Origin of the sequence: Caballeronia grimmiae (assembly GCF_000698555.1) — a bacterium.
In the GTDB taxonomy this organism is placed as follows: domain Bacteria; phylum Pseudomonadota; class Gammaproteobacteria; order Burkholderiales; family Burkholderiaceae; genus Caballeronia; species Caballeronia grimmiae.
Genome location: NZ_JFHE01000044.1, coordinates 20,764 through 41,204 on the forward strand (window position 1 = coordinate 20,764; position 20,441 = coordinate 41,204).

Below are 20,441 nucleotides of genomic sequence, written 5' to 3' on the forward strand. Positions count from 1 at the left end.
TTCGCGTCAGCCCTTGACCAGTCCGCCGTCGACGACGAGATTTTGCCCTGTCACCGCGCGCGCCCACGGCGAGAGGAAGAACAACACGGCGTCGGCGAACTCGGCCGGCGTGGTGACGCGCCGCAGCGGCGTGAAACCCGCGACCATGTCGAAGACCGCCTCGGGCGTCGCGCTGCTCGCGTCGGTGGTGCGCAACAGGCCGCCCGACACCATGTTGACGGTGATGCCGTCCGGCCCCAGATCGTTCGATGCGGTTCTCGTCAGCGCGAGCAATGCCGCTTTCGCCGCCGTGTAATCGTGATACGGCACGACGGGATTCTGGAAGAGATTCGTGCCGACGTTCACGATGCGGCCAAAGCCAGCGGCGCGCATGTCGGGCAACGCGGCCTGGATCGTGTTGAGCGCGCCCTTGAGCGCGCCGTCGATCTGCTGCTGAAAGCGCGACCATCCGATGTCGCCGATCTTCGGGCGCGCGTCGCCATCGAAACTGAAGTCGGCCAGTGCGTTGTTCACCACCGCATGCACGGGCCGGCCGGTGCGTGCGCGCGCCTCGTCGAAAAGACGCGCGACGGATGCCGCATCGGTGACATCGCCCTGAAGCGCGACGACGCGCGGACCGAGCCGCTCGGCGAGCGCCATCGCTCCGCTTTCGCTGCGGCGATAGTTCACGACGACGCCCGCGCCTTCGCGTGCGAGCGCCTCGACGATCGCGGCGCCCAGCCCGCGTGCGCCGCCGGTCACGAGTACGTTCTGTTCAGACAGCAGCATCGGCGCCTCGAATTCGTTGTGGAATGATCGAGGCATTATGCCGGATGCCCTCGCGATCCGAAGGCGCGGTCCGCTCGACCCGTTCGACCCGTTGGACCGTTAGGCCGTCTTGACCGGATTCGCCGCAATGAAGTTCTTGAACGTGGCGTACGCCGGATTCTTCGTGACGCCATCGCCCTGAATCAGGCCATAGCTCGGGTCGATGACCGCGTACATCATCACGCTTTCAATGTTGTACTTGTCCTTGATTGCGTAGTACGACGCCATCGTTTCCTGCACATACGCCGATTGCGCCGTCGCCGAATCCGCCGAACCGGACCAGCCCCATTCCGTCAGCCAGATCGGCACGTTGAACGAGTCCTTCAGCACTTGCAGCACGTTGATGCACGCGTTGTTGCGCCCCGCGCACTCGATCTTGCCCGAGCTGTGGTACCAGTGATACGTCGTGTAGTCCCACTGAAGCGTCGCCGCGCCCGATACGCCCGTCGCCGTGCCGTTCGGCGTGATGCCGTTCCACAGCATTTGCAGCGCGCGATAGGCCATCGGAATGCCGACGTTCACGCCGCACTTGATGGTCGGATCGACCGCCTTCACGCCCGCAATCATGCCGCGGATCACGCCCCGGAACGACGGCCACTCGGCCGGGTTCCAGTCCGACGTCTGGCTGCCGTCGCCGCCGAGTTGCAGGCCGACGGTATCCAGTTCGTTGCCGCATTCGATATGCGTGACGAGGCCCTTCAGCGGTTGCGTGCAGCGCACCGCGAAGTCATAGCCGAGCGAATAGGCGGCGGCTTCCGTGCCCTTCGGGTCCCAGCCTGCCGAACGCGGATTGAGCACCGGCATGATGCCGACGCCGCTGCCTGCAAACGCGCCGCGCAGCGCCATCGCGAGCGTCATCGACATGCCCGCGTCGGCGGTGTCGCAGCGATACATCGTCACGCCGAGGTCTTTCAGAATGGCGAGCTGCTGCTCGGCGGTCATCGTGTTGTAGATGCCCGAGCCCCAGGCCATGTGGCCGTTGATGCCATAGAACAGCGACGTGTTCGACGGCTTCACCACGTTGCGCGGATCGATCGTGCCGATGTTCTTCCACGGCGAGCCGTTCTGGTACCAGACGCCGCTCGAATTCTGCGCGTAGATGATGCCGTTGAAATACAGGATCAGCGCCTGCGCGACGCTCGAACCCGTCGACACGCCCGTGCCATTCTTCATCACCCGGCCGTTGAGCAGCGTCCACACCACACCGCTGCTGTCGGTGATGGAAGCCGCCGGCGGAGTCGTCGCGCCGGACAGAGAGACTGTGCTTGCCTTCGCAACGCTTTTCGCGACGCCGCCAGCGTCGCCTGCGGAGTCGGAGCCGCCGCCACATGCCGACAATGCCGCGCCACCGGCGCCGGCCATCAATACCGACAGGAATCTGCGCCGCGAGAACGGCGCATCGCTGGACGCGACCGGTAAAAATTCCTTGGTGCTTTCTTTTGCGTTTTTCATGACAGGTAAGGAGGACCGTTAAAGTTCAATGATCTGAACTATAGGCAGTTCTTTTTTACCTGTCGTCGTTACACTTTTTTACGTATGAAAATAAGTCGAAACATATTTCGCTCGGGCGACGCGCGAAAGAATCGCTTATTTATCGGTCGAAAGGGAAAACGTTTGCGATTGCGGGCGGCCAAGCTGGTAAGTAATACTTGAGCGCGCCGAAGGGACGCACTCAAGTTTCGCAAACGTTTGAAAGTGAGGATGGAGTTCCGATAACAATTACCGGGTACGTTTTACCGGAGTGAGCGATTACATGTGGTCCGCTTCGATCACCGCGTCGGCGAACGCCTTGGGCGCTTCTTGCGGCAGGTTATGTCCGATGCCGCCCGACACGTTGCGATGCTTGTACTTGCCCGTGAACTTCTTTGCGTACGCGGAAGGATCGGGATGCGGTGCGCCATTGGCGTCGCCTTCCATCGTGATGGTCGGCACGCTGATCGTGGGGGCGCTCGCAAGACGCTGCTCGAGCGCGTCGTATTGCGGCTCGCCTTGCGCGAGACCGAGACGCCAGCGATAGTTGTGAATCACCACGGCGACATGATCGGGATTCTCGAACGATCGCGCCGAGCGGTCATAGGTCGCGTCATCGAAGTCCCATTTGGGCGACGCCAGTTGCCAGATCAGCTTGTTGAAGTCGTGACGGTTCGCCTCGTAGCCCTTCTGCCCGCGCTCGGTCGCGAAGTAGAACTGATACCACCACGCGAGCTCGGCCTTCGGCGGCAGCGGCGTCTCATTCGCCTTCTGGCTGCCGATCAGATAGCCGCTCACCGACACCATCGACTTCACGCGCTCCGGCCACAGCGCCGCGATGATGTTCGCGGTGCGCGCGCCCCAGTCGAACGCACCGAAGCTCGCCTGCGGAATCTTGAGCGCATCCATGAGCGCGATGATGTCCACCGCCACCACGGCCTGCTGGCCATTGCGCGGCGTGTCGGCGGACAGGAAGCGCGTCGAACCGTAGCCGCGCAGATACGGCATGATCACGCGATAACCCTGCGCCGTGAGCAGCGGTGCGACCTCGGCGAAGCTGTAGATGTCGTAAGGCCAGCCATGCAGAAGAATCACGACGGGGCCATTCGCCGGCCCTGCTTCCACATAACCCACGTTGAGCGCGCCTGCATCGATCTGGCGGATATCGGCGAAGCCCGCCGTCGATGATGCCCGCGCCGGGCCGGATGTCTGCGCGAACGCGAAGTCGCTCAGGCCGAGCTGCATCGCGCCGACGCTTGCGATGGTCGTGCCGAGAAAGCGGCGGCGCCGCGCGTTGATCTCGTCCGTCATGGTGTTTTTCTCCTTTCCGTTGATGTTTCGTATCGAATGAGCGAGGCGGCGATAGTCACGCAGCCGATGCGCGCAACGCGGCCAACGTCGGCCCCATCGGGCGCACACGCATGCGCGCGTCGAGATTGCGCCACGGCAGATCGGCCGGATCGGCGGCCATCGGACCCGGCGCTTTGGCGACGAGAATGCGCGCCGCGATCGGCTCGAAATCGGCGCGAAAATGCACCGAGCTCTTGTTCACGAGAACTTTCATGCGTTCGGGCTCGATGCCCGCCACGCGAAAGAGATTGCGATCGAACACTTGCATCTTGATGCTGCTCACCGCGATCCGCACGCCTTCGATGCGCAGACACGCGGTCGGCCCGAGTTCGCCGGTCATGCCGTTGAGCATCGGGCCATCGAAACGGAAACGGCCATCCGACAGATACTCGACTTCGAACTCGCCTTCAAGGGGTGAGTCGCCCGGCACGTTCGAGCCGCCGCCGAGCGCAAGCCTGATGCGCGCGCCCACACCCGCCCGATGCGCGGCTTTTGCCGCCTGCTCGTCCCAGATGACGCCCACGGCGGCCTCTTGCGCGCCGTTTCGCAACAGCGCGCGGACCATGCCCATCGTGTTGGAATCGCCGCCCACGCCGGGGTTGTCCTGCGTATCGGCGATGATGACCGGGCCGGATGCATCGCGGCTCGCGTCGATGGCTTCGCGGGCGGCTTCATCGGGCGTGAGGAACGGCACGTCCCAGCGGGCTTCGTCATCGACGAGTTGCGTGAGGAGCGTATCGACCGCACGGTCCGCCGATGCCTGATCGAGCGCGTAGCCCCAGAAAACCGGACCGCATTCCTCGAAGTCCGATGCCGGAAATCCCGGCGCAAAGGATAACGAAACAACTTCGCGTTCGATCGTTTCCAGCGTGCCATACATACCACGCGCCGGCTCGACGAGTGTGCACATGCCATTCACCGGAATCAGGAACGGCACGCGGCGCATCGCGCGATGGAACGGCTTGCCATGCTCGATGCGTTGCGCAAGCAACTGCCCGGCGCGCAGTCCGGTCTCGGCCATGTCGACATGCGGATACGTGCGATACGCGACGAGCGCATCGGCGAGTTCGAACATGCGTGACGTCACGTTCGCATGCAGATCGAGCGATACCACGAGCGGCATCGCATCGCCGACGATGCGCCGCACGCGCGCCAGCAACTCGCCTTCGCCGTCATCGAGATGCTCGGTGACCATTGCGCCGTGCAGGTCGAGATAGATCGCATCGAAGCCGCCCTTCCTCACCTGATCGACGATGACGCCCGCGATGCGCTCGTACGCATCCTCCGTCACGTGCGCCGATGCGCTCGCGCCCGCCCAGATGACCGGCAGCAGTTCGTGGCCGCGCGCTTCGGCCCATTGAATGAAGCCGCCTATCGGCACGTTCACGTCGCGGAGCTTCAGCACATCGGCACCGTGCGCCATCGGCGGGAAGCCTTCGCCCTGGATGAAGCTCTGGTAAGTGGCCTTCGTCGGCGCGAAGGTGTTCGTTTCGTGCTGGAATCCTGCGATCAGAATCTTCATGTTGGCGCTCCTTGGGAGATCGTCTTCGATGGAAAATCAGGCCGTGCGCGTTTTCGCGGCAGCAACCGTGCGCTTGTTCGTCAGGATCAGCACGCAGGAGAGCGCCGCCATGCACGCCATCAGAAGCAGGCCGCCGCTCGTGCTGCCCGTCGCGGATTTCACCCAGCCGAGTGCCGCCGGCCCCCAGAAGCCGCCCGACAGGCCGATCGTGTTGATGAGCGCAATGCCGCCCGCCGCAGCCGGACCCGCAATGGTCTCCGACGGTATCGCCCAGAACACCGTGTAGGCCATCCACATGCAGGCGGTTGCCGCCGTGAGCAGCGCGAGCGTCGCGACGAGATGGCCGGATGCGTACGGCGTAACAGCAAGCAGCGCCGCCGCGGCGAGCGCGGGCAATGCGCTGTGATAGCGGCGCTCGCCCACTGCGTCGGAACGGCGTCCTGCCGCGTACATGGCGATTGCGGCGGCAACATACGGAATCGCGGCGTTCCAGCCGAGGCGGAGGGTATCGTTCACGCCCTGTTCCTTGATGAGCGTCGGCAGCCAGAAGCTCATCGCGTAGATCGGAAAGATGATGCAGAAGTACGCGAGCGCCAGCCGGTAGACACGCGGATTGCGCAATACTTCGGAAAACGAATCGATTCGATGTTCATGCCCGCCGTTGCCGCCGACTTCCGCTTCCACCAGACGCTTCTCGTCTGGCGTGAGCCAGCGCGCATCGGCAGGACGATCGGCGAGCGTGAACCAGACGAGCGCACCGAGCGCCAGGCACGGCAGACCTTCGACGAGAAACATCCACTGCCAGCCGGACAAGCCGCCGACGCCCGCGAGCGACGACATCAGCCACGCGGATAACGGCCCGCCGACCACACCGCCGATCGGCCCCGCGACGAACACGAGCGCGATGGCCCGCGCCATGCGCTTCGGCCCGTACCAGCGCGACAGGTAATAGATCATGCCCGGCGCGAAGCCCGCTTCGAACACACCGAGCAGGAAGCGCATGGCATAGAACGCAGGCACGTTGCGCACGAACAGCATGCATGCCGACGTAATGCCCCACAGCACGAGGATGCGGCTGAACGTGAGCCGCGCGCCGATCCTCGGCAACATCAGATTGCTCGGAATCTCGAACAGCACATAGCCGATGAAAAAGATGCCCGCGCCGACGCCATAGGCGGCGTCGGAGAAGCCGAGATCGCTTTGCATCTGGAGTTTCGCAAAGCCGACGTTCACGCGATCCAGATACGCGAACATGTAGCACGCGATGAGCAGCGGCAGGAGCCGCCAGTTGATTCTGCTGTAGAGCGCCGCAACCGCGCGGCTGCCTTGCTGCATCTGAATCGTCGACATGGGCGTCTCCTGGGTCTCTTCCCTTTATCGGGTAAGGCCATGTTGAGCCTGTGCTACTGTGCGAGCAAGAGCAACTAAGTTCACAAATCGTTGCCTTTTGAGCAACACAGAGGAAGGTCGACCATGCGCGAAATCAACCAGCAACGTCTGCGCTACTTCCACGAAGTGCTTTCGCACGGCACGATTCGCGGCGCGGCGGATCACCTGAATACATCGCCGTCCGTGATCGCGCGGCAGATCAAGCTGCTCGAAGATGAACTCGGCACGACGCTCTTCGAACGCGAGGCGCGCGGCGTGCGGCCAACCGAAGCGGCGTTTCATCTGCTCGAGTTCTGGCGCGGCTATCGCTCGCAACAGGAGAAGCTCGAAGACCAGTTGCACGCGCTGAAAGGCTTGCAACGAGGCCACGTTCGGCTTGCGGTAAGCGAAGGCTATGTCGATACGCTCGTCGACGACGTGCTCGCGCCGTTCTGCGCCCGCTATCCGCGCCTTCAGATCGACGTGAAGATGCTCGCCGTCGACGACCTGCTCGATGAAGTGGCAGAGAGCCGTGCGCATATCGGACTCGCGTATAACCCGCCGCCGCACGAGCGCATCGAGATTCGTGCAAGCTCGCCGCAGCCCGTCGTATTGCTCGCGCGGCGTGATCATCCGCTGGCGAAACGCGGGGGCGTCGCGCAGATCGGCGACCTGCTCGACTATCCGCTCGCGCTGATGCCGCCGAGCTTCGGCATCGGTCATGTCGTGAAGATGCTGGAGACGACCGACAACCTCGCCATCCGTCCAACGCTCACGACCAACTCGCTCAGCGCGTTGAAGCGCTTCGTCGCGGCGGAGAATTTCATCACGCTGATCGGCGAGTTCGCGGCGTATCGCGAGTTGGCCAGCGGCGAGCTGACCATCATCCCGATCGCGCATCCGCTCTTCGAAAGTGCGCAGGCCAGGCTTCTCGTGAAAACGGGACGGCCGCTTGCCGCAGGTCCGCAGGAACTGCTCGACTGGATTCTCAGCAGGATGCCGATGTTCGCGCAAGGCGCGCCCCGTCGCGGCAAGAGCAGACGGGCACGTCGATGAGGGGCGTCATGCTTGTCGGAGACGCGCGATGTATGGTCACGCACATAACCGCAGCGATGCGAAAGGCGGTCTGCCTGGACTGATCCGAGCGTCATCGACGGAGAAGGTATGGCCCGCCGGACACGAACTTTCTGCTGACGCAACGTTATCTGTTCCTGCAGCGCAATCAGATACGCGCATCGAACTTCGACGCGAGCCTGCCTTGCTCGAACGTCGACACGACGAAGTCGATGAACACTCTCGTTCTGGCCGGAAGCAGCGTCCGCTTTGGATAGTAAAGCGAGATCGGATTCTGTTCCGCATACCATGCGGGAAGCAGCCGGACGAGCGTGCCGTTCGACAAACCCGGCGCGGCGTGAGGCATCGGCAGAAGCGCAAGACCTTGTCCGAGCATCGCGGCATGCGCGATCGCTTCGGGATCGTCGAAGATCATCCGCGTGCGGAACTCCGCGACGCACTGTTCGCCCACTTGATTGACCAACGTCCACGCACGCAGCCGCCCGGTCGTGGGCGAGCGCCGCGCGATGCCATCGAAGCCGATGAGTTCGGACGGATGCGTCGGCATCTTCCGCCCCGCCATGAACGAAGGCGACGCCACCACGACGATATGCGTCCGCGCCAGTTCGCGCGCCACGATCGTCGATGTCAGTTCGATGCCGCCGCCAATCGCCACGTCGAAGCCTTCCGCGATGATATCGACAGGCCGGTTATCGAAGTGCCAGTCGGGCACGATGCCGGGATACCGATCGAGAAACGCACCGAGCATCGGCACCAAATATTCGCGGCCGAACGCCAGCGCCACGCTGACCTTGAGCGTCCCCGACGGTTTGCCGTCGATCATCGCCGCGCCCGCGAAGGCATTGCTTATCGCCTCGAACGGTCCGGCGATCTCGCGCTGGAACTGCTCGCCAGCCGGCGTCAGCGTCAGGCTGCGCGTGCTGCGCTGGAACAGGCGGATGCCGAGTGTCGCTTCGAGCCTCGCGATGTTTTTACTGACCGCCGCCGGCGTCATGCCGAGCCGCCTCGCTGCCGAGGAGAAACTTCCAAGCTCCGCGCTCAGAAGGAATGACTCGACGAAGTTGAGAGCTTCCATGATCATTCGATACCGGCGGTTGAAAGTCATAGTCTAAATCGACGCTACTCAACGCCCGCCGGCGCGGCGATACTTCGTCCATCGACTACTCAGGAACACACTCAAATGACCTCGACTCTCTCTGGCAAAGTGGCTTTCGTGACCGGCGGCGCACGTGGCATCGGCGCGGCAATCGTTCGAAGACTGGCGCGCGATGGCGCCAAGGTTGCCTTCACCTATAAGGGATCGGCTGCCTCGGCGAATGCGCTGGCGGAAGAGATCGTCGCAAACGACGGTCATGCGCTGGCTTTGCAAGCCGATGCCGGCGACGCCGTCGCGCTAAGCCGTGCAGTCGACGAGGCCGCCGCTGCGTTCGGCAAGATCGACATTCTCGTGAACAATGCGGGCGTCCTATTCCTCGGACCAGTGGACACCTTCTCGCTAGAAGACTTCGACACCACGTTGCAGATCAACGTGCGCGGCGTATTCGTCGCAGTGAAGGCGGTGTTGCCGCACATGGGAAACGGCGGGCGAATCGTCAATATCGGCAGTTGCAACGCGGAACGCATGCCGTTCCCGGGCGGCGCCGCCTACGCGATGAGCAAGTCCGCGCTGCGAGGCCTCGTTCAGGGCATGGCGCGCGATCTCGGTCCGCGTGGCATCACGGTCAACAATGTCCAGCCCGGTCCCACGGACACGGACATGAACCCCGGGTCGAGCGACTTCGCCGCGTCGCTGCATGGGCTGATGGCCCTGCAACGCCACGCGCATCCGGATGAAATCGCGGGGATGGTCGCTTATGTCGTCGGACCGGAGGCGGGATTCGTGACGGGCGCGAGCTTGACGATCGATGGCGGCTTCAACGCTTGATCGTTCGCTGCCAGAGCGCCGATAGAACGACGTTGCGCGACCTTGCCTGCCGCGCAACGTCTTCGTCTTCTCGCCCGCCTGAAAACCAAGACGTTTGCGAAATGCGTTGCCTTGAGTCGTCTTCATGAAGACGTGCATTTCCTTGAGTCCTTCGAAGTCGGTTTCAACGATTGACCGTTAGTCGCATTGCAAGCGGTCATCAGGCGTCGATTCCCTTTGACATCCCCTCACCCGAAACCTAACGTTCAAGCCAACGATCACGCATGGCACCGTCGGAGACCGGCTCATGGACACTGCCGCTGAACGCAACTTGATCCGCGACGTTTCCCGCGATGTCCTCGCGCAACTCGCGCCCAACGAGCTGCCGCTCTTCACGACGATCAGCGCAGCGTGGTTCGCCGATCCCCAGGCGGCGCAGAAAGCATCGCGCAACGGGGATGCCGCCCTCGGCTTCGGTCCCGATCCGTTCTCGGTTCTCTTCGCACCGCTCGTCCTTCAGGTCGTTTCCGAGCTCTTGCCGATGCTTGGCAACATCGCGTTGAAGGCGACGGAGACGGTCATCGGGGAAGAAGTGTCGGTCGCGGTCAGAAAGATGTTCCGCCACGGCGACGCCGACGCCCCCGCCGATGCGGCGCCGATCCTCACCAGCAAGGAACTGGGCGAAGTGCATCGTCATGTGATCGCCGCTGGCAAACGCCTGCGCATCGAGCCTGCGCAAGCCCAGCGGCTCGCCGATGCGGTCGTCGCCCAGTTCGTGATGCCCGACAAGTGAGCGGATCATGCCGGACCACGACGCATCTGCGGCGAGCGCGCGGCGGCTCAACCCGTTGCCTTTTCCGTCCGACATCGCGCTAAGATTCGATCTCCTGATCATTCTGATCGTGTGTGTCAGCAGCCAGTTCTACGCACACTTCTGGGAAAGCCTTCACCCCGAACAAAGGGATGCGCTCGCGGCCTGCGCATCGAGCGTGGTCAACGAAGTGTTCAATGCCGCACAGGAAGCGTCGCAGCAAACGATCTTCGCGCCTCGGGTCGCGACGTGCATGGCGCTGCTCCGGCCGCAATCGACGTGGAAGATCGCCGGCATCGTCGTCACGCTGACGCTCGGCGGTCTGCTCTACTGGTTCTTTCCGCCCTGGAAGCTCAGGACGCAACGGCTCGTACCCGTCGCTCGTGACGATCCCCCGGCCTTTTCGATGCACTCCAAAGCCTCTGTGACCGGGCGCACCTGAATCCCGCGCCGTCCTTCGTCTGGAACCCGCTCGCGAGCGGTCTGCCCGTCGCGTTCGGCCGCCGTGGGGATTACACCGTCGCGCTCAGCGGGGCGTTCGTCGCGCAGTGCTTCTACGCGGACCGCGCCGCGTTCAACGCGATCATCCTTCACGAACTGGCGCACATCCGTAACCGCGACATCGACAAGACCTTCATGACGATATCGGCGTGTCTCGCGTTCGTCGTGGTCAGCGCCGTACCCTTGCTCGGCGTCGGCGTCTTCAGCGCGCACGCGTGGCATCAAACGCTCTTCCTGATTGCCAAGACGACGCTCTGGAGCGCGCTCGTATTGCTGTCCGGCGCGTCGGTGCTGCGCGTGCGCGAATTCTATGCGGATTTGCAGGCATCGCAATGGGACGCCTCGCCCGCCGCCGTCGATCGCGTGCTCGCGCGCATGAGCGCCGCTGCTCCGCATGGATCACGCGCATATCTGAGCCTGCATCCGCGCGGCGATGCGCGTCGCGCCGTGCTCGCCGATACCACGCCGCTCTTTAGCCTCGACAAGTGGGACGCGCTCGGCATCGGCTTCGCGGCGGGAGTCGTCATCCAGACGGTGAACGGCTTCCTCATCGGCTTCGTCCCATCAGGGTCGACGAGCGGGGTGGCGCGCGTGTCGGTGATCGCGTCGCTCGTTACGCCGCTCGTCGTCATGGTGTTCGCCATCGGCGCGCTTAGCACCGGCATCTGGCGCAGCGCGTATGCGGCGGTGCTTGATGGCCGCAATCCCGTTAAAGGCACCGCTGCAGCCGGCGCGCTCTTCGCGTCGGGCTACTTCCTGAACCAGGTGCTGATCGGCGCGGAATTCATGCTTGGCGGGCCATCCGCGCTGCAACTTTCGGCGGGCCATGCACTCGGGCTGCTGGAAGTACACGTAATCGCGCTCGACTTCGCGATCATCGGCTGCTGGCTGATCTGCAACTGGATCGCGCGGGCGGCAGCCGCGTGGGTCGGCGTGACGGTCAGAAGCGCGTCGCCGTTGCCGGTGCTGATGCTGACCGGCGCGCTTTCCATCGCCCTCGTCGCAGCGATCTTCGGCTGGGGCGCGTTCGCTTCCGCATCGCTCGTGGCGCTCGGGCCTGACAACAGCTTCTATACGTCGCTCGTGATGATCGCGCCGCCGCTCGTCGTCGGGGCGCTCGCGGCGTGGCTGTTTCCGTGGTCCGCGCGTTGGTTCGGGCGCACGCGCCGCGACCGGCCCGTTTCCGCATGGGTCTTTCTCGATGCCGCCCCGGACGTCGAACGTTCGCTGCGTTTCGCCGAATTTCGCCCGGCGCGCGCAGTGTCGACCGGAATCGTGACCGGTCTCATCTTCTGCGCATGGATAGCATTGCTTAGGTATCGCAAGTTTCTTCCAGCCGCCCTCGCCGACGCGATTCACGCGTCGTTCACGCCGCTCTTTCGCCTCGCGGAACGCGCGGGCAGCACCGGCTATGCGCTCGTCATGCCGATTGCGTTCGCAGCGGCGCTCGCGGCGCTCATCGCGGCATCGCGTCCGGGCGCGTTCAATGCGTTGTACGGCCTGTGCGCGGGATCGGTAGCGGGAATCGTGATGAGCATCGGCGGGCTCGTGACCATCGAACTGAACGCGCAATCGACGCTCGATTCCGCGCTGACGTCGGTTCTGCTCTATCTGTGCGTCGCGTCGCTCGCGGCGCTGCCCGGTGCGATGGCGGGCGCGATGATCGGCAACATGCGTCGCCATGCGAAGCCGCCACGCGCGCTTTCGATGCCGGGTAAATCGCTCATCGTGCTGCTCGTTCTCGCGGTGCTGGCCGGTTGGATCAAATCGATTCACGACATCTGACGCAAGAAGACGCGCGTCAGTTTTGCAATATCTTCGATCCCTTCATCACGATATCGCTATCTGCCTTGACGTTGATCTTGCCGCTCCCGTCGATCAGGATATTCTTCCCTTTGATCTCGATCGTGCCGTCCTTTTTCATCGTGATGCTCGCATCCCCCGTGACGAGCGTGATCGAATCGCCCGCGTCGATCTGCAGTTTCTTCCCGACGGTCAACGTATCGTCTTCCGTGACGGACGTCGTGCGCGCCTTTTTCACCGTGCTCGACTGCGCGCCGTCGATGGTCTCGCCCATGTCCTTGCCGACCGTAACAGTCTGCGCACCCGTCACGGCGAGCGTCTGATCGCCGCCGACCGTCGTCTTCTGATCGCCGTCGACATTGACGGTCTGATCCGCGCCCACGCTCACCTTCTGATACGCGACGACCTTCAGGGTCTGATACGCGCCGATCACGATCTCCTGCGCCGCGCCCACCGTAATGGTCTCGTTGATGCCGACGAAATGCGTCCGCTGCAACAGCACACTGGCCGTTTCCATCATCTTGACGAGGATGGTGCGGTTCTTGTCGATGGTGATCTTCTCGTTCGCACCGACCGTCTCGGTGCGGTTCTGGCCAATCGCGATCGTCTCGTTCTGCCCGACCTTCTCATTCCGGTCAACCACGACCTCGATTTTCTCGTTGTTGCCGACGGTCTCCGTCCGGTCATGCTTCACGACCGTCGTTTCATCGTGATCGATGTCCTTCTTGCGGTCACGCCCGACCCAGTGCGTTTCATCGTTCTCTACTTCGATATCCTGATTTTTTTCCGCGTGGATCAACACCTGCTCCGCGCCCTTCTTGTCCTCGAAGCGCAGCTCGTTGCAATTCGCCCCGCTGCCGCCCTTGCTGGAGCGGCTCTTGATGCCCGACTGCGTCATGTTGGCGGGCAAGTCGTACGGCGGCATCTGCTCGGCGTTATAGACTCGGCCGGTGATGATCGGCCGGTCGGGATCGCCTTCCAGAAAATCGACGATCACTTCCTGCCCCATGCGCGGAATCGCAATCGCGCCCCAGCCCTTGCCGGCCCACGGCTGCGATACGCGTATCCAGCATGAGCTGTTCTCATCGCGCTTGCCTTGCCGGTCCCAGAAGAACTGCACTTTCACGCGACCATATTGATCGGTATAGATTTCATCGCCGCCCGGCCCGACGACGACCGCCGTCTGCGGACCCTGCACGAAGGGCTTGCGCGCGGTGCGGGCCGGCGCGAACGGCTGTTTTGCGTCGATCGCGGAGAACCAGCATTCGCAGCGATTCGACTGCGCGCCGTCGAAGGCTTCGTAATCGGCGATATCTATTTCGTATCGCGTGCGCGTGACGAGATACTGCATGTTCTGATCGTTGCGCGGATGCCGCGTCAGCTTGAGCAGCGCCCCGGCGCGCACGCTCCTGCCGTTCGTGCGGCCCTCGGCTTCATGCCAGTTGATGCCGGGATCGTCCGGCACGCTGCCTTCCACGCGCCATTCGTCCGCTCGCGATTTCGCGCGGCTGTCGCCGTGATCCGCTTCGACATAGCCGCCGGGATAATCGAAATGTTCGAGGCCCGAGAACGCGTCGAAGCCTTCCATCTGCTTGACGGCCTGTTTCTGCAGCGGCCGCGACGGATGCTTGAAATCGTAATCGGTGAGCAGCCAGTTGCGCGTTTCGATCGCGTGCTGCAAGCGCCATTCGCTGACGAACTCGGCATCGGGCGCGGCAGCCATCACCGCGCCATACGGCAGCGATTCGCAGCCCGCGACGCTTTCGTGCGCGGCGAGCGTATCGGTGAGTATCAGCGATTCCTTGCCGTCCTTGTCCTGCAGCCAGTAGTAGATGCCCTCGTCTTCGAGCAGGCGGCTTACGAAGTTGAAGTCGGATTCGCGGTACTGCACGCAGTACTCGCGCGGCGGATGCTTGCGCGCATTCGCCTTCCATTTGATCTCGCCGAATTCGAGGCCCTTGTACACCGGATCGGCGAACACGGCCTTGACGATTTCCTCGACCGTCTTGTTCTGAAAAATGCGGCAGTTGCTGCGCCGCGAAAGCAGCCACAGCCACGGCCGCACCACCGCTTCATAGACGTGGAGCCGTCCGCGCATGCCGGTTTGCCGAAAGCCGACGACGTAGCCGCCGAACACGCGCGGCTTCGCCTTCGGCACCGTGAGCGAGACGCTCACGCGCTTGCCCAGGATACGGCTGAAGTCGATATCCGCACGCTTGGCGACGAGCGTGAGTTCGCAACGCGGCATGCGCCCGAGTTCGGCGCTCGCGCGCAGGCTCAGGAAGCGCACGTCGTCGCCGAGCGGCGTGTCGACGGTAGCGAGCGGCTTTTGCGCGACGGCTTCGTTCATGGCTATCGGTTCGGCATGACGTCAACGGACTTCGGTGCTGCGCACGTCCCAGCCGAACTTCACCGCGCCGCCCATCGCTCCCTTGTCGTCCTGCGGCTTGTATTCGAATTCGATATCCGCAAAGGACAGTTCCACCGTGTTCTCCGGATAGCCGCGCTGATCGCACCGCATGTCTACCTTCGATACCGTCACCTGTTTCATCGTGACCGTGAGGAACTCCTTCTGCCCGTCGCCCGACTTGTTCATCGTGAACTTGACGCTCGCGATGTGCTTGCCGGTCGCGCAACTCTTCTGGATGGTAGGCGCCGCCTTGTCGTAGAGATGTGAGAACACGAATACGCCCGGCATGGCCTTGCCGATGCCGCTGCCTCCGCCCGTCGTCGGATTGCTCGCATTGGCGACTTGCCATTCGAAGCCCTGTACCTCGATCTGCCCTTCGGCCCCCTTGTGCTTGCTCTCGCCCTCGATTCCGTCAATCTTCACATAGCAGTCGATGGTACTCATGCGGTCCTCCGTCGTGGTCCGGTCCAGTGCGTTGCAGGCGTCGTACGCATGCAATCCAACCGGTAAACGAAACGGGACGCGTGCTTTTGAAGTTCAAAATCGTCCATGGCGCGCCGTCTTATCTTCGATGACCCATCACCCGGATGAGCACGATGCCAACCAACGAGCCGCCGCGCCTGCACAGCAGCCTCACGTTCGACGTGCTGAGTCAGTTCGACTTCCTCGCGCTCACGCAATCCGACGACATGTTCCTGCACGTCGTGCCGAAGCGCAGCAACACGCCCGTCAAGGGCGAAGCGAAGAAACGCGGCGACTGGGACACGCCGATGCAGATTCACGGCTGGCGCTGGGCGCAAGGTTATGAAGCCGCGCCGCATGCCGCCGCGCTCAACGCGAACGACATGCGCGTGACGGCGCTCGGCGTCATCAAGATGGTGGACTCCGCTTCGCCCGTTCTCGCGAAGCTCTGCGCGCAGGCCGAACTGCTCGCGCTGGCGCATATCCGCTGCTACAAGGCGGCCGGGACGGACAACGGCGTGCAGATCGAATATCTGTCGATGAAGCTGGAGCAGGCATATATCCGCAACTATCACATCTTCACGAGCGCACGCTTTGCGCGGCCCTGCGAAGTGTTCGAGTTCTCCGCGCAGCAGATCACGATGACCTGCGCGCCGCAGACCGAAACCGGCAGCCGCGGCGCGGACGTGATCTTCGCGCTCGACGTCTCCACGCGGCGGGTAAGCTGACATGGAAGCCGACCGCCTGCAGCCGTCATTGCTCGATCGCCTGATCGACGACGATCCCGCCGCCCCCGCCGATCCCGCCAGCGAGCGCTTCATGTCGCATCGAAGCCTGCGCGCGGCCGTGCTGCGCGACGTATCGTGGCTCTTCAACACGACGAACATCGGCGGCGCGATCAGCGAGGAGCAGTTCGCGCATGCATTTGCATCGGTGCTCAACTACGGCTTGCCGTGCCTGTCGGGGCGCTTCGCTTCGACCATCGACACGGTGATACTCGAACAGGCGATTCGTCAGGCGATCGAACGCTTCGAGCCGCGGATCGATCCGTCGTCGCTCGAAATCGAACCGGTGCTCGACCGCTCCGTGCTCGACATGCACAACCAGATCGCGCTCGTCATTCGCGGCCTGTTGTGGGCCCAACCGGTGCCGCTCGAATTCGCGCTGCGCACGCAGATCGATCTCGAGGAAGGCGGCATCACCGTGATGGAGTTGCCGCGCTGACATGGACCCGCGCCTTCTGCGTCACTACAACACCGAGCTTGCGCATCTGCGGGAGATGGGCGCGGAATTCGCGCAGCAGTTTCCGAAGATCGCGGCGCGGCTCGGGATGAGCCGCATGAACGGCATGGAAGTCGCCGATCCGTACGTCGAGCGCCTGCTCGAAGGCACCGCGTTTCTCGCGGCGCGCGTCCAGTTGAAGATCGAAGAGGAGTTTCCGCGCTTCACGCAGCAACTTACGCACGTAGTGCTGCCGCAGGCCGCCTGTCCGACGCCTTCGATGCTCATCGCGCGTCTCGCGCCCGATCTCGCGAGCCCGAATCTCGCAGATGGCTTCGTCGTGCCGCGCGGCGCCTCGCTCATCGCGCCGATGACGTCCGCTGACGCGCCGCCCTGCGAGTTCCGCACCGCCGCGGATCTCACGCTGTGGCCGGTCGAGCTGACCGAAGCGCGCTATCTCGCGCAGGTGCAGGACTTGCCGCTCGCGGCGCTGTCGGGCACGCGCCAGATTGCGAATCGCGTGCAGGGCGCGCTGCGCATCCGGCTTGCGTCCGCCGAAGGTTTCTCGTTCGATACCCTCGGCCTCGATGCGCTCAGCCTCTATTTCGCGGGCGGCGACGAAACGGCGTATCGGCTGTACGAAACTGCGATGGCCGGCACGCTTGCGATCGTCGTATCGACGCCCGAGCGTCCTAGCCGCACGCTCGCCGTTCTTCCCGCCGACGCCCTCACGCCCGCCGGCTTCAGCGACGCCGAAGCGCTGCTGCCCGTCACGCTTAATGCGTTCCAGGGCTATCGCCTGCTGCACGAGTATTTCGCGTTACCCGAACGCTTCCGCTTCGCGCGCATCGACGGTTTGGCGGACGTGCTGCCGTCGTTCGCCGCGCGCGAAATCGAATTGACCTTTCTGCTCGCCACCAGCGACGCGACGCTGGAGCGCATCGTCACGAAAGACCACGTGCTGCTCGATTGCGTGCCCGCGATCAATCTCTTCCCGAAGCAGGCCGACCGCGCGCTCGTGACGGACGCCGCCGCGCGTTTTCATGTGGTGCCGGACCGCACGCATCCGCTGGATTTCGAGGTGCATTCGGTGACCGGCGTGTCGGGCTACGGCGCGAGCGACGACGCCGAGCAGACGTTTCACCCGTTCTACGGCGACTTCCTCGCCGACCGCCCCGGCGACGCGGCCTACTTCACGACCGAGCGCGAGCCGCGCATCGTGCCGGCCGGGCGGCGCAAGAGCGGCGCGCGCACCGAGTATGTCGGCAGCGAGACGTTCGTATCCATCGTCGATCCGAACGCCGCGCCGTATCGCGGCTCGCTGCGGCAACTCGCATTCGCGACGCTCTGCAGCAACCGCGACCTGCCGCTCCTGATGCCGCGCGGCGGCGCGAGCGGCGGATTCTCGCTCGACATCGCCGCCCCGGTCGCCGACGTGCGCTGCGTGAGCGGTCCGTCGCGGCCCGCGCCGGCGAATCTCGACGCGGCGCGAAGCTGGCGGCTGATCGATCAGCTTTCGCTGCACTATCTGTCGCTCGGCCACGGCTCCCGCGATGCCGCCGCCGCCCTTCGCGCGCTGCTCGCGCTGCACGTGCCGGACGTCGATCAGGCCGGCCGCGCGCAGGTTGCAGGCGTCGTCGCCGTCGATGCAAAACCCGTCGTGCGACGTCTGCCGATGCCCGGTCCGATCGCGTTCGGGCGCGGCCTGACGATCGACGTGCGCGTCGACGATCTCGCGTTTCAGGGCGGCAGCGCATGGCTCTTCGGCTGCGTGCTGGAACGCTTCTTCGCGCGCTATGTGTCGATCAATTCGTTCGTGCAGACCGTCCTTTCGACGAGCACGCGCGGCGAGATTCTGCGGCTGCCACCGCGATGCGGCACGAGAGCCATCTTCTGAGCGAGGCGGCGCGCGACGAGCCGCCGCCTGCGCTCCCGCGCGAGCTATCCGCTCTGCTCGATGCCGTCGCCGCCGCGCCGCACCGGCATGATTTTTATCGCGTGATGCGGCACATCGAAGCGATGACGCCGCACCTGCCGCGCCTGGGCTGCGGCGCGCGTCCTGTCGATGAGCCGGTGCGGCTCGCGCAAGACGTGTCGCTGGCCTTCGCGCCCGCCCCGCTTGCGGCGCTCGAACAGACGGACGGCGCACGCGCCCCGCGTCTCGCCCAGCGCTTCTTCGGCTATCTCGGCCCCAACGGACCGCTGCCGCTGCATCTGACCGATTTCATCCGCGAGCGCGTGCTGCATCACGGCGACCGGGCCTTCGCGCGGCTGCTCGATGCGCTGCTGCATCGCTTCCTGCTGCTGTTCTATCGCGCGTGGGCGCAGGGGCGGCCGGTCAATGCGCTGGATCGGCCGGGCCACGACCGCTTTGCGTTCTACACCGGCGCGCTGATCGGTCTCGCCGATGAAGCGAGCCGTCATCGCGATGCCGTCTCCGATCACGCGAAGCTGCATTTCGCGGGCCTCTGGAACATGCAGACGCGCCCCGCCGATGCGCTCGAAGCCATCGCCGGGGCGCTGCTGCGCGTGCCGGTGCGGGTTGAGCCGTATCGCGGGCACTGGATGACGCTGCAAGCCGACGAGCGCACCGCATTGCGACGCCATGGCGCGCATCTCGGGCGCGGCGCGGTACTGGGCCGCGCCGTGTGGGATCGTCAGCATGCGTTCCGGCTCGTGATCGGGCCGCTGTCGCTCGCGCAGTTCGAATCGCTGCTGCCGGACGGCAGCGCGCTGCCGACGCTCGTCGCACTCGTGCGCCAGCATCTGAACGGCGAACTGGCGTGGGACGCGCAACTCGTGCTCGCCGCCGACGAGGTTCCGACCGCGCAGCCCGGCCGCTATGGACGGCTCGGCTATTCGACGTGGCTTGGCCTGCAAAGCCGCCACGCCGATTGCGCCGACCTCGCGCTCGATGCCGAATCGAAAGCGGCTTGAAAATGCCCGCCGCCGCGCCGTCTTATCGGATGAGGACGCGCCGTCGGCCGGCGTGCGCGCATCCACGAAAGGAGTCGGACGATGGCGGAAATCAGTCGCGTCGCGCTGTTCGGCAAGCTGAACAAGCTCGGCTACAAGACCGTCGAAGGCGCGAGGGTCTATTGCAAGATGCGCGGCAACCCGTACGTGGAGCTTGCGCACTGGATCACGCAGATCCTCGAGACGCCGAACTCCGACTGGCAGCGGATCGTCGCGCACTACGGCATCGACGCCGCCGTGCTCTCGCGCGAGATGACCGCGACGCTCGATCGCCTGCCGCGCGGCGCGACATCCATCTCCGATATCTCCGAGCACATCGGCGACGCCATCGAGCGCGGCTTCGTCTACGGCGCGCTGCTGTTCGGCGCGACGAAAGTCCGCACGGGCCATCTGCTCGTCGGCATGCTGAAGACGCCGCGACTGCGCAGCGTGCTGTTCGGCATGTCGAGGCAATTCGAGCGCATCAAGCCCGATGACCTGTCCGATAACTTCGCGCGCATCGTCGCCGGTTCGGTCGAGGATCGCGAGGACGAGCCGCATGCTTCGACACCCGCGCCCGAAGCCGACGCGGCTGGAAGCGGCACGGCGCGGCAGGAAGCGCTGCGCAAGTACGCCACCGATCTCACGGAGAAGGCCCGCCGCGGCACGCTCGATCCCGTCACGGGCCGCGACGACGAAATCCGCCAGCTCGTCGACATCCTCATGCGGCGGCGGCAGAACAATCCGCTCCTGACGGGCGAAGCGGGCGTCGGCAAGACGGCGG

The 20,441-nt window shown here is 64.3% G+C and carries 19 protein-coding genes; 11 read left to right on the forward strand and 8 right to left on the reverse strand.

The window, feature by feature from the left end:
• Positions 1-6: 6 nt before the first annotated feature.
• Both BG57_RS26735 and BG57_RS26740 read right to left on the reverse strand, forming a co-directional pair.
• Positions 7-768, reverse strand: a complete 762-nt coding sequence (locus BG57_RS26735; protein WP_035969883.1) for a 3-oxoacyl-ACP reductase — start codon at positions 766-768, stop codon at positions 7-9.
• Positions 769-867: 99 nt separating this feature from the next.
• Positions 868-1,980: a glycosyl hydrolase gene (locus BG57_RS26740; RefSeq protein ID WP_229753923.1), complete on the reverse strand. Its 1,113-nt coding sequence runs from the start codon at positions 1,978-1,980 to the stop codon at positions 868-870.
• On the opposite strand from BG57_RS26740, the gene BG57_RS33955 reads away from it, so the two are divergent.
• A complete protein-coding gene (locus tag BG57_RS33955; protein WP_229753922.1) occupies positions 1,967-2,281 on the forward strand; it encodes a hypothetical protein in 315 nt (104 codons plus the stop codon). The two genes, BG57_RS26740 and BG57_RS33955, sit on opposite strands and share 14 nt — an antisense overlap.
• A gap of 275 nt (positions 2,282-2,556) precedes the next feature.
• On the opposite strand, the gene BG57_RS26745 is transcribed toward BG57_RS33955, so the two are convergent.
• Genes BG57_RS26745 through BG57_RS26755 form a run of 3 tightly spaced genes read right to left on the reverse strand, consistent with a single transcriptional unit; the run spans position 2,557 to position 6,499 of the window.
• Positions 2,557-3,588 carry an alpha/beta fold hydrolase gene (locus tag BG57_RS26745; protein ID WP_035969884.1) on the reverse strand — a complete coding sequence of 344 codons (1,032 nt, stop codon included), beginning with the start codon at positions 3,586-3,588 and terminating at the stop codon, positions 2,557-2,559.
• Positions 3,589-3,643: 55 nt separating this feature from the next.
• Positions 3,644-5,149, reverse strand: coding sequence for a M81 family metallopeptidase (locus BG57_RS26750; protein ID WP_035969885.1), 1,506 nt, complete (start codon positions 5,147-5,149; stop codon positions 3,644-3,646).
• A gap of 36 nt (positions 5,150-5,185) precedes the next feature.
• A complete protein-coding gene (locus tag BG57_RS26755; RefSeq protein WP_035969886.1) occupies positions 5,186-6,499 on the reverse strand; it encodes an MFS transporter in 1,314 nt (437 codons plus the stop codon).
• Positions 6,500-6,622: 123 nt separating this feature from the next.
• On the opposite strand from BG57_RS26755, the gene BG57_RS26760 reads away from it, so the two are divergent.
• On the forward strand, positions 6,623-7,573 hold the full coding sequence (locus BG57_RS26760) for a LysR family transcriptional regulator (protein WP_035969887.1): 951 nt from the start codon (positions 6,623-6,625) through the stop codon (positions 7,571-7,573).
• Positions 7,574-7,739: 166 nt separating this feature from the next.
• Here BG57_RS26760 and BG57_RS26765 read toward each other — a convergent pair whose 3' ends face one another.
• Complete coding sequence (locus BG57_RS26765; protein WP_035969902.1) at positions 7,740-8,666, reverse strand: LysR family transcriptional regulator; 927 nt, start codon at positions 8,664-8,666, stop codon at positions 7,740-7,742.
• Between the two features lie 105 nt (positions 8,667-8,771).
• On the opposite strand from BG57_RS26765, the gene BG57_RS26770 reads away from it, so the two are divergent.
• The 4 genes from BG57_RS26770 (at position 8,772) to BG57_RS26785 (ending at position 12,591) form a co-directional block, all read left to right on the forward strand.
• The gene (locus tag BG57_RS26770; RefSeq protein ID WP_035969888.1) at positions 8,772-9,515 is read left to right on the forward strand and encodes an SDR family oxidoreductase; all 744 of its coding nucleotides are present in this window, start codon (positions 8,772-8,774) and stop codon (positions 9,513-9,515) included.
• A 286-nt stretch (positions 9,516-9,801) separates the two neighbouring features.
• Entirely contained in the window at positions 9,802-10,287 is a 486-nt protein-coding gene (locus BG57_RS26775) for a hypothetical protein (RefSeq protein WP_035969889.1), read from the forward strand.
• A gap of 7 nt (positions 10,288-10,294) precedes the next feature.
• Complete coding sequence (locus tag BG57_RS26780) at positions 10,295-10,747, forward strand: hypothetical protein (protein WP_035969890.1); 453 nt, start codon at positions 10,295-10,297, stop codon at positions 10,745-10,747.
• A 41-nt stretch (positions 10,748-10,788) separates the two neighbouring features.
• Positions 10,789-12,591: a M48 family metalloprotease gene (locus BG57_RS26785; RefSeq protein ID WP_229753941.1), complete on the forward strand. Its 1,803-nt coding sequence runs from the start codon at positions 10,789-10,791 to the stop codon at positions 12,589-12,591.
• 16 nt (positions 12,592-12,607) lie between these two features.
• Here BG57_RS26785 and BG57_RS26790 read toward each other — a convergent pair whose 3' ends face one another.
• Entirely contained in the window at positions 12,608-14,959 is a 2,352-nt protein-coding gene (locus BG57_RS26790) for a type VI secretion system Vgr family protein (protein ID WP_035969892.1), read from the reverse strand.
• A 21-nt stretch (positions 14,960-14,980) separates the two neighbouring features.
• Entirely contained in the window at positions 14,981-15,463 is a 483-nt protein-coding gene (locus BG57_RS26795) for an Hcp family type VI secretion system effector (RefSeq protein WP_035969903.1), read from the reverse strand.
• A 152-nt stretch (positions 15,464-15,615) separates the two neighbouring features.
• On the opposite strand from BG57_RS26795, the gene BG57_RS26800 reads away from it, so the two are divergent.
• From BG57_RS26800 to BG57_RS26820, 5 genes are all read left to right on the forward strand, one after another.
• A complete protein-coding gene (locus BG57_RS26800) occupies positions 15,616-16,209 on the forward strand; it encodes a type VI secretion system tube protein Hcp (protein WP_229753921.1) in 594 nt (197 codons plus the stop codon).
• A gap of 1 nt (position 16,210) precedes the next feature.
• Complete coding sequence (gene tssE, locus BG57_RS26805; protein WP_035969894.1) at positions 16,211-16,705, forward strand: type VI secretion system baseplate subunit TssE; 495 nt, start codon at positions 16,211-16,213, stop codon at positions 16,703-16,705.
• 1 nt (position 16,706) lies between these two features.
• Positions 16,707-18,599, forward strand: a complete 1,893-nt coding sequence (gene tssF / locus BG57_RS26810) for a type VI secretion system baseplate subunit TssF (RefSeq protein WP_035969895.1) — start codon at positions 16,707-16,709, stop codon at positions 18,597-18,599.
• Complete coding sequence (gene tssG / locus BG57_RS26815; RefSeq protein ID WP_035969896.1) at positions 18,575-19,639, forward strand: type VI secretion system baseplate subunit TssG; 1,065 nt, start codon at positions 18,575-18,577, stop codon at positions 19,637-19,639. Before tssF ends, tssG begins: the two co-directional genes overlap by 25 nt.
• Before the next feature lie 81 nt (positions 19,640-19,720).
• On the forward strand, positions 19,721-20,441 hold a 721-nt coding region (locus BG57_RS26820; RefSeq protein ID WP_035969897.1), incomplete at its 3' end, for a Clp protease N-terminal domain-containing protein.

Bases quoted from the DNA above. Each gene is read 5' to 3' on its own strand.
- tssF (WP_035969895.1), top strand. From the start codon at position 16,707: ATGGACCCGCGCCTTCTGCGTCACTACAACACCGAGCTTGCGCATCTG.
- BG57_RS26760 (WP_035969887.1), top strand. From the start codon at position 6,623: ATGCGCGAAATCAACCAGCAACGTCTGCGCTACTTCCACGAAGTGCTT.
- BG57_RS26780 (WP_035969890.1), top strand. From the start codon at position 10,295: ATGCCGGACCACGACGCATCTGCGGCGAGCGCGCGGCGGCTCAACCCG.
- BG57_RS26745 (WP_035969884.1), bottom strand. From the start codon at position 3,588: ATGACGGACGAGATCAACGCGCGGCGCCGCCGCTTTCTCGGCACGACC.
- tssG (WP_035969896.1), top strand. From the start codon at position 18,575: ATGCGGCACGAGAGCCATCTTCTGAGCGAGGCGGCGCGCGACGAGCCG.
- BG57_RS26795 (WP_035969903.1), bottom strand. From the start codon at position 15,463: ATGAGTACCATCGACTGCTATGTGAAGATTGACGGAATCGAGGGCGAG.
- tssE (WP_035969894.1), top strand. From the start codon at position 16,211: ATGGAAGCCGACCGCCTGCAGCCGTCATTGCTCGATCGCCTGATCGAC.
- BG57_RS26755 (WP_035969886.1), bottom strand. From the start codon at position 6,499: ATGTCGACGATTCAGATGCAGCAAGGCAGCCGCGCGGTTGCGGCGCTC.
- BG57_RS26750 (WP_035969885.1), bottom strand. From the start codon at position 5,149: ATGAAGATTCTGATCGCAGGATTCCAGCACGAAACGAACACCTTCGCG.
- BG57_RS26775 (WP_035969889.1), top strand. From the start codon at position 9,802: ATGGACACTGCCGCTGAACGCAACTTGATCCGCGACGTTTCCCGCGAT.
- BG57_RS26735 (WP_035969883.1), bottom strand. From the start codon at position 768: ATGCTGCTGTCTGAACAGAACGTACTCGTGACCGGCGGCGCACGCGGG.
- BG57_RS26765 (WP_035969902.1), bottom strand. From the start codon at position 8,666: ATGGAAGCTCTCAACTTCGTCGAGTCATTCCTTCTGAGCGCGGAGCTT.
- BG57_RS26800 (WP_229753921.1), top strand. From the start codon at position 15,616: ATGCCAACCAACGAGCCGCCGCGCCTGCACAGCAGCCTCACGTTCGAC.
- BG57_RS26790 (WP_035969892.1), bottom strand. From the start codon at position 14,959: ATGAACGAAGCCGTCGCGCAAAAGCCGCTCGCTACCGTCGACACGCCG.
- BG57_RS26740 (WP_229753923.1), bottom strand. From the start codon at position 1,980: ATGAAGAATGGCACGGGCGTGTCGACGGGTTCGAGCGTCGCGCAGGCG.
- BG57_RS26770 (WP_035969888.1), top strand. From the start codon at position 8,772: ATGACCTCGACTCTCTCTGGCAAAGTGGCTTTCGTGACCGGCGGCGCA.